This window comes from Nostoc sp. NMS8 (genome assembly GCF_017115045.1).
Classification (GTDB): domain Bacteria; phylum Cyanobacteriota; class Cyanobacteriia; order Cyanobacteriales; family Nostocaceae; genus Nostoc.
Map to the genome: position 1 here is coordinate 238,348 of NZ_JABXKK010000090.1, position 7,186 is coordinate 245,533.

At 44.6% G+C, this 7,186-nt stretch carries 8 protein-coding genes; 7 read left to right on the forward strand and 1 reads right to left on the reverse strand.

All coding sequences use genetic code 11. The annotated features are described in order from the left end of the window. Positions 1-160 precede the first annotated feature (160 nt). The 4 genes from HWQ39_RS19805 (at position 161) to HWQ39_RS19820 (ending at position 3,663) form a co-directional block, all read left to right on the forward strand. Positions 161-1,012: an ATP-binding cassette domain-containing protein gene (locus HWQ39_RS19805; protein WP_292848753.1), complete on the forward strand. Its 852-nt coding sequence runs from the start codon at positions 161-163 to the stop codon at positions 1,010-1,012. Continuing rightward, on the forward strand, positions 969-1,823 hold the full coding sequence (locus HWQ39_RS19810) for an ABC transporter permease (protein WP_292848756.1): 855 nt from the start codon (positions 969-971) through the stop codon (positions 1,821-1,823). The genes HWQ39_RS19805 and HWQ39_RS19810 overlap by 44 nt, the downstream gene beginning before the upstream one ends. A 132-nt stretch (positions 1,824-1,955) precedes the next feature. Further along, a complete protein-coding gene (locus HWQ39_RS19815; protein ID WP_179066503.1) occupies positions 1,956-2,429 on the forward strand; it encodes a MarR family transcriptional regulator in 474 nt (157 codons plus the stop codon). Next, positions 2,395-3,663 (forward strand): MFS transporter, encoded by a 1,269-nt coding sequence (locus HWQ39_RS19820; RefSeq protein WP_292848761.1) that lies wholly within the window; start codon positions 2,395-2,397, stop codon positions 3,661-3,663. The genes HWQ39_RS19815 and HWQ39_RS19820 overlap by 35 nt, the downstream gene beginning before the upstream one ends. Before the next feature lie 189 nt (positions 3,664-3,852). Here the strand turns inward: HWQ39_RS19820 and chlP are convergent, their stop codons facing one another. Next, a complete protein-coding gene (chlP, locus tag HWQ39_RS19825; protein ID WP_179065796.1) occupies positions 3,853-5,073 on the reverse strand; it encodes a geranylgeranyl reductase in 1,221 nt (406 codons plus the stop codon). Between the two features lie 634 nt (positions 5,074-5,707). On the opposite strand from chlP, the gene HWQ39_RS19830 reads away from it, so the two are divergent. The 3 genes from HWQ39_RS19830 to HWQ39_RS19840 all read left to right on the forward strand — a co-directional run. After that, the gene (locus HWQ39_RS19830; RefSeq protein WP_292848765.1) at positions 5,708-6,184 is read left to right on the forward strand and encodes a hypothetical protein; all 477 of its coding nucleotides are present in this window, start codon (positions 5,708-5,710) and stop codon (positions 6,182-6,184) included. A gap of 210 nt (positions 6,185-6,394) precedes the next feature. Beyond that, positions 6,395-6,688 (forward strand): hypothetical protein, encoded by a 294-nt coding sequence (locus HWQ39_RS19835; protein ID WP_292848768.1) that lies wholly within the window; start codon positions 6,395-6,397, stop codon positions 6,686-6,688. 90 nt (positions 6,689-6,778) lie between these two features. Next, positions 6,779-7,186 (forward strand): HEAT repeat domain-containing protein (locus HWQ39_RS19840; protein ID WP_292848771.1); only part of this gene is annotated, 408 nt, incomplete at its 3' end.

Below are 7,186 nucleotides of genomic sequence, written 5' to 3' on the forward strand. Positions count from 1 at the left end.
AATTTGTCAGTGATATTTCGCCCATCAATAACTTCGCCGCCACTCTACTGAGTTTCTTTTTACTCTGATTCAGATTTTTGTAACAAGTCTATTGACTTCAGACAAATATATTGAGAAGCTAATAGTTAGCTTAACTAATTAATGGAAGTGCATCAAACTTGTGACAATACTGACGGGAAAAATAAATCGGTCAGAACCTCCTAGCGAGCCAAAACCGCTGATTTTGGAAACTCAGGGACTCACGCGCCGTTTTGGTAAGTTAACGGCTGTTAATAATCTCAGCATATCTGTGGAACAGGGTGAAGTATTTGGCCTGCTTGGCCCCAATGGAGCCGGGAAAAGTACAGTTATTAAGATGTTGACAACTTTACTGCCTCCCAGTGCAGGAACAGCAACTCTGGCTGGCTATGATGTGACTCGCCAATCTAATCCTGTGAGAAGGGCTATCGGCTATGTACCTCAGGCGCTCTCTGCTGATGGTAGCCTCACGGGTTACGAAAATCTCTTAATCTTCGCCAAGCTGTATGGAATACCTGCCAAAGGACGCGATCGCCGCATCTATGAAATTCTAGAATACATGGGTTTGCAAGATGCAGCAAAACGCTTGGTACGAAACTACTCTGGTGGGATGATCCGCAAGCTGGAAATCGGCATATCAGTTTTACATCAACCCCAAATTCTGTTTCTTGATGAGCCGACTGTCGGCTTAGATCCCATTGCTCGAACTCAAGTATGGCAACTTGTACAGCAACTCTGTGTTGATTACGGCACAACTATATTTTTAACAACCCATTTTTTAGAAGAAGCAGATAGCTTGTGTAATCGAGTGGCGATTATGCAGCAAGGTGAAGTCGTTACCACGGGTACACCAAGCGACTTAAAAGCTTCTTTAGATAAACCAAACGCAACTTTGGATGATGTCTTTATTTACTATACAGGCGACCAGTTAACATCAGGAGTGAACTACCGTGACACAGCAAGAACCAGACGTACTGCTCAACGGTTGGGTTAAATCACCACCCACTCACCGAGCCAATGTGATCTCTGCAATTAAAGAGTTAGTTACAAAAACCCTGGCGATCGCAGAATTGGAAGTGCGTAAACTCCGCCACGATCCCACTGATTTAGTAGTCAGATCGGTACAACCGTCATTATGGTTGCTGATTTTTGGGCAAGTTTTCTCCAAAATTCGGGAAATTCCCACAGGGAACTTACCATATTTAGATTTTATGGCTGCTGGCATTCTCGCTCAAAGCGTGTTGTATGTGGCTATTTTTACCGGGGGAATGACACTAATTTGGGAACGAGATTTAGGGATTGTGCATAAATTTCTTGCAAGTCCTACCCCTCGTGTAGCAATGGTCTTGGGTAAAGCTCTCGCATGTGGGGTACGGTGCTTATCACAAGTAGCAGTAATTTATGTGTTGTCTTTTATCTTAGGTGTAAAACTAAATCTCCATCCTCTAGCTTTTCTGCAAGTGCTATTGATAGTGATGCTGGGAGCGGCTTGCTTTTGTCTTTTTTCCTTAATTATTGGCTGTTTGGCAAAAACCAGAGAGCGGATGACCGGAATTGGACAAATGTTAACCATGCCGTTATTTTTTGCCAGCAATGCTATTTATCCAATCTCAATGATGCCCGACTGGTTAAAGTTTATTTCCCACTTGAATCCCTTAACTTATCAGGTTGATGCTTTACGTAGCGCCATGCTAGTGGATGGAGTCAGCGTTTATGGTTTTGGTTGGGATTTGGCAATCCTCTTACTAACATTAGTCATCTTAGCTACTATCGGTGGACGACTTTATCCACGGGTAGCAATGTAATCCCTAATGGAAATAGCGGCTATCGCTTTGGTCTGGATTGTACAATTCTCTTATTAACACTAATAATTTTAGCCATCATTGGTAGACGACTCAATCCAGTGGTGGCGATGTAATCAGGAGAACAACAAGCCCATGACCTTGGATAAACCTACTCAAGGTGCAACTTCCGAAGAATGTGCCGCTAGAGTAATGGAAACAGTTCCATTAATGATGCGGTTTATCCGAGCGGATATGCGTGCCCACAGCGCTGCTTTTTTATCTATACCTCAGTTGCGATCGCTAGCATTTATCAACCGCAATCCTGGCGCTTCCTTATCTGACCTGGCAGAGCATTTAGGTGTCACCTCTGCTACCGCATCAGCAACCATAGAACGCTTGGTACAACGCGACTTCGTAAAACGCTGCGATCATCCTCAAGAGCGGCGGCGGGTGCTGCTCAGTTTAACTGAAGATGGAAAGCATCATTTGAAGCAATCCCAAGACCAAACGCGCGCTCATATTACCGACTTGTTAAAAGGTCTGACAGAAGAGCAAATTTCCAATATTGAAGAAGGCTTAACTCTACTAAAAAATGTCTTCGAGAAAACAGAACTCAAAGCCCCATAACTCCGAGGTTGTACAGCACGATCCCTTTGCAGCCTTTAAGTTTCGAGACTATCGGCTATTTACCATTGGACGGCTAGTGCTGTTCGTGGGGTCGCAAATGCAAACTGTAGCCATCGGCTGGGAACTGTATGAGCGAACTAACTCAGCGATCGCTTTAGGTGGTGTCGGGTTGGCGCAAGTCTTGCCGATGATTATTCTCACCTTAATTGCTGGAGATGTTGCCGATCGCCGCGATCGCAAACTTACCACGCTATTGTCAGTGATATTGTTAGCTCTCTGTTCGCTAGCTTTGGCAGTGCTTTCCTATACTCAAGGTGCAATTTTTCTCATTTACGCTTGCTTAGTATTAACAGGTGTCGCTAGGGCATTCCTCAAACCTGCTAGTGATGCTTTGATGTGGCAATTAATACCTCTCAGTGTTTTTACCAATGCAGCGACTTGGAATAGTAGTAGCTTTCAATTGGCTGCTGTTATTGGCCCAGCCTTCGGGGGATTCGGGATTGCGCTGCTGGGAAGTGCTACAGGAGTTTATGTATTAGCTGCGATCGCCGCCTTGCTGTGTTTTATTTTAACTCTGGCAATCAAAGAGCAAAAAGCCATCCGTGCAAAGGAACCAATCTCATTTCAAGCACTTGCAGCCGGTGCTAAATTTGTTTGGCAGAATCAGTTAATTTTAGCAGCGATTACGTTGGATATGTTTGCTGTCTTGTTGGGTGGTGCGATCGCCTTGCTACCCATCTTTGCTAAAGATATTTTACATGTGGGGCCAATGGAGTTGGGATATCTACAAGCAGCCCATTCTATCGGTGCTTTGACTATGGCCATTACTCTGGCGTATTTACCACCATTACGCAAAGCAGGCCCAGCCTTATTGTGGTCAGTGGTTGGCTTTGGAGTTGTCACAATTATCTTTGGACTTTCTCATTCCTTTTGGTTGTCTATGTTGATGCTGATCCTTGGTGGCGCACTAGATAGTATTAGCGTTGTAATTCGCCATACATTAGTTCAAATCAGAACACCAGATCATTTACGTGGTCGGGTTGCTGCGATTAATAGCGTATTTATTAGTGCCTCCAATGAATTGGGAGGCTTTGAGTCTGGCTTAACTGCGGCTTTATTTGGCCCGGTGATTTCCGTTGTGGGTGGTGGAATTGGCACAATTTTAGTAGTAATTGCTACAGCCGCGATTTGGCCGGGAATTCGCAGATTAGGGGCTTTGCAGGAGTACAAGTAGAAGTACTTATTTATTGTTTCATCACAAAGATGCGATAAATCGCCGTCTCTACAATAATTAATCTTTTGTAGAGACGGCGATTCATAAGCCAGCGCGTTGCGGGGTTCCCCCCGTTGTAGCGACTGGCGTCGCGTCTCTTGTATTAACCGAACAGTATTGAACCAGGGAGTTACAGGATTCCACACTCAATTAAGGTGCAAGGGCATTACCCCGAATGAGACTACCAATAGTTTTGGCAGTAATTTTCAATTGGGTGATGGGATTAGCTGGGACAACCGTTTTATACAAATAGCTATCGAATGTTAGCCGTTGTACATCGAGGTCATCACACATTTCCACAAACGCTTCGCGGGTGGCATCGGAACGATAGAATACGGTTTGTAGAATGTCCAACACCTTGTAAGTGAGTCCGTATCTTTTATCCCAACGCTTTAGGTAAACCTTAAGGTCGCCTTCTGTAGGAATGCGGCTACCACCATTAGATGTTTCCACAATGGTTTCGGCACACATCCGCCCAGATTTAGCGGCAAAATAAATACCTTCACCAGAGGACTTGGTAACGTAACCAGCAGCATCTCCCACCAAAGCAATGCGACCGACAACACGACGGGGACGGGGATGTTCAGGAATGGGATGGGCTTCAACTTTGATGATTTTACCGCCTGCTAGCTTCTCGGAAGCACGGGCGCGGATACCAGCTTGTAACTGTTTGATGCTGGCTTTATTGATGTGCATTGTACCAGTACCGACAGCTACGTGGTCATATTTGGGGAAAACCCAAGCGTAGAAGTCAGTAGAAACGTCATCACCGACATACATTTCGGCGAGGTCGTTATAGTAGGCCATTTTGTCTTCGGGTAAGCGAATTCGCTCTTGGAAAGCGATCGCATAATTGTAATCCCCAGCGTCCATTTCTTTAGCAACGCGAGAATTAGCCCCGTCTGCCCCAATTACTAAATCTACCTTTAGGGTTTTAGCAATACCCTGTGATATGCCTTCTGTATGGTCAATGTAATGAATGGTATAAGGATCAGTATTGTTTCCTGGTATATCGAGTTTATGAACAGTGGCATTAATTAAATTTGCGCCTAGTTTTGCCGCGCGATCGCGCAAAAAGCCATCTAGCACTTCCCGGCGGCACATTCCTATATATTCATCTTCATTTACCAGATTAATATCAACCTCCCGATTGGAAGGCGAAATCATTTTCATCTTCCGTACCCGGCGATCGATAATCTCTGGTGGTAAGTCAAACTCACTCACCATACAGAGGGGAATTGCACCCCCGCAAGGCTTTGCATTGTCTAGCTTCCGCTCAAACAGGTAGGTTTCAATCCCAGAGGCTGCCAGTGTTTCTGCGGCAGATGAACCAGCAGGGCCTGACCCAATAACAGCAACCCGTAGTGTCAAAGGTCTTTCTCCCAATCTTCACATTTACCGAGAGCATACTACCACGGTCTTTCTAGTGATTTGGCGGTTTACCTTCAGGTTTCTGCACAAATGCAATATTCCTTAATGTTTCGATACGAATTGGATGGGGGATGGATGGCATGAGTAAATTCTTTGTAGAGACGGCAATTTATCGCGTCTCTATACGGTTCGGATAAGATCCCCCCGCCTGCGGCGACCCCCTTAAAAAGGGGGTAAAGATTCATAAAAAGCCCCCCTTTTTAAGGGGGGTTGGGGGGATCTTCGAGAGACAAACAGGTTAACCGAAACGTATTGTAACGTGTCTCTCTAACGCGTCTCTCTAACGTGTCAGTCTTTTAGACGCGATAAATCGCGTCTCTACATGAGGGCTTTCTGGCTTATCCCAAGCGTATTGGGATAAAACTAAAACTGGATCTGACTTGTGTGTACACCGTAGCCTTGGAAAGGGGAGGGGACTAGATTTCTTTTTCCCCCCAATACATCGGATTAAGGGGGGTAATTCGACTTGTGTGTACAACTAGAGAGGTTATCCCTACTCCCCATGCCCCAATTTGTGCGATCGCATTTATTCAGTGGGAATCATAACAAATAGATTCACCACAGTAAATAACCAATGGCTTACCAAAACATTAACGCCTCCCTTTCCCCAGCAGATATCCAAGAAATTAAAGCAGCCTTTGCGACTATCCAAGCAAAGATGCCTTTTCTCGTTACCTTGAGTGTGGAAGAACGACGCAAGTTATTTAAGATGGGCGATAAAAGCCTAGCTTTTGTCAACACCAGCCTGACTACTGCCCAATCTAACCAAGACATTTTACCAGCCAGCTTTGATGTAGATGATTTTGTGCGGGATTATCAATTAGCAATCACACTTACTGAGCTTTTGATTGGATTGCGACAACTGACAGAACAAGTAGATGATACCTTAATGGCAGTCGGCAGCGAAGCAATGGGCAGCAGTTTGACAGTTTATGATTACGTGAAGACTGCTGCTAAGAAAACTCCAGGGTTAAAAACTATTGCTGAACAGTTAGGGGAACGGTTTAAAGCTATTAAAAGTAAACCTGTTAAAACTGCTTCTGGTTCATAGACTCTAAACTTTGCCAGAGATACCGGAAGAGTAAAAGGGGAAAAGTTAAAGGGAGATTTAATTCCTTTTCTTTTCCCCTTTTTATGTTGTCAACTTCTGTACAAGTCTTTAATAAGTAGTAGAACAGAATTAATTACACAACGTCATTGCGAATGGAGCGAAGCGGAATGAAGCAATCGCAAGAGCTGGGATTGCTTCTCTTCGTTTGCAATGACTGTAAATATTTTTGTCCATCTACTTACTCGTGCGAGAGTCTTTGATACTCGTGCGAGAGTCTTTGATACTCGTAGACGAGTCTTTGATACTCGTGGACGAGTCTTTGATACTTGTGGACAAGTCTTTGATACTCGTGGACAAGTCTTTGATACTCGTGAGCGAGTCTTCGATACTCGTGGACGAGTCTTTGATACTCGCGCGAGAGTCTTTTATACTCGTGGACAAGTCTTTTATACTCGCGGACGAGTCTTTGATACTTGTGAATGCAGATCGCCTACTACTTGTTGATACCAAATTGCATTCTCAATCAGGAATTAAGAATTGCAAGGTTGTTATTATACTCATAAGAGTGTGTAATCTGCCACCTTGCCCCAAATTATGCTCACAACTCCCCGCTACCGCAGCAAGCCTTCCCCCCTTATCCTTTATCCTTTAGCCTTTATCCTTTCTTTCCTCCTTTGTCTACCTTGGGTTAGCGCCAAAGAAACCCCCAAACCCAAACCCCAAGATTGGCAGATTAACGGCATAGTAGCAGCCCTTGACGACAGCTACGACAAAGTGAAGCAACATGCTTTTGACGAATTAGCTGAATATGAGCTAAAAGACTTGAAAACCGTGGTTAAGAAACCGGAGGACATAGCACAGAAAATTGCCAAAATCCTCAAGGATGAAAAGGTTGACTTCAGAGTTCGTAGCAGTGCGGTAGAGACATTGGGCAACTTGGGGCAGGCGGCGGCTCAATACATCCCTGACATCGCCAAAATCCTCAAGGATGAAAAGGTTGAC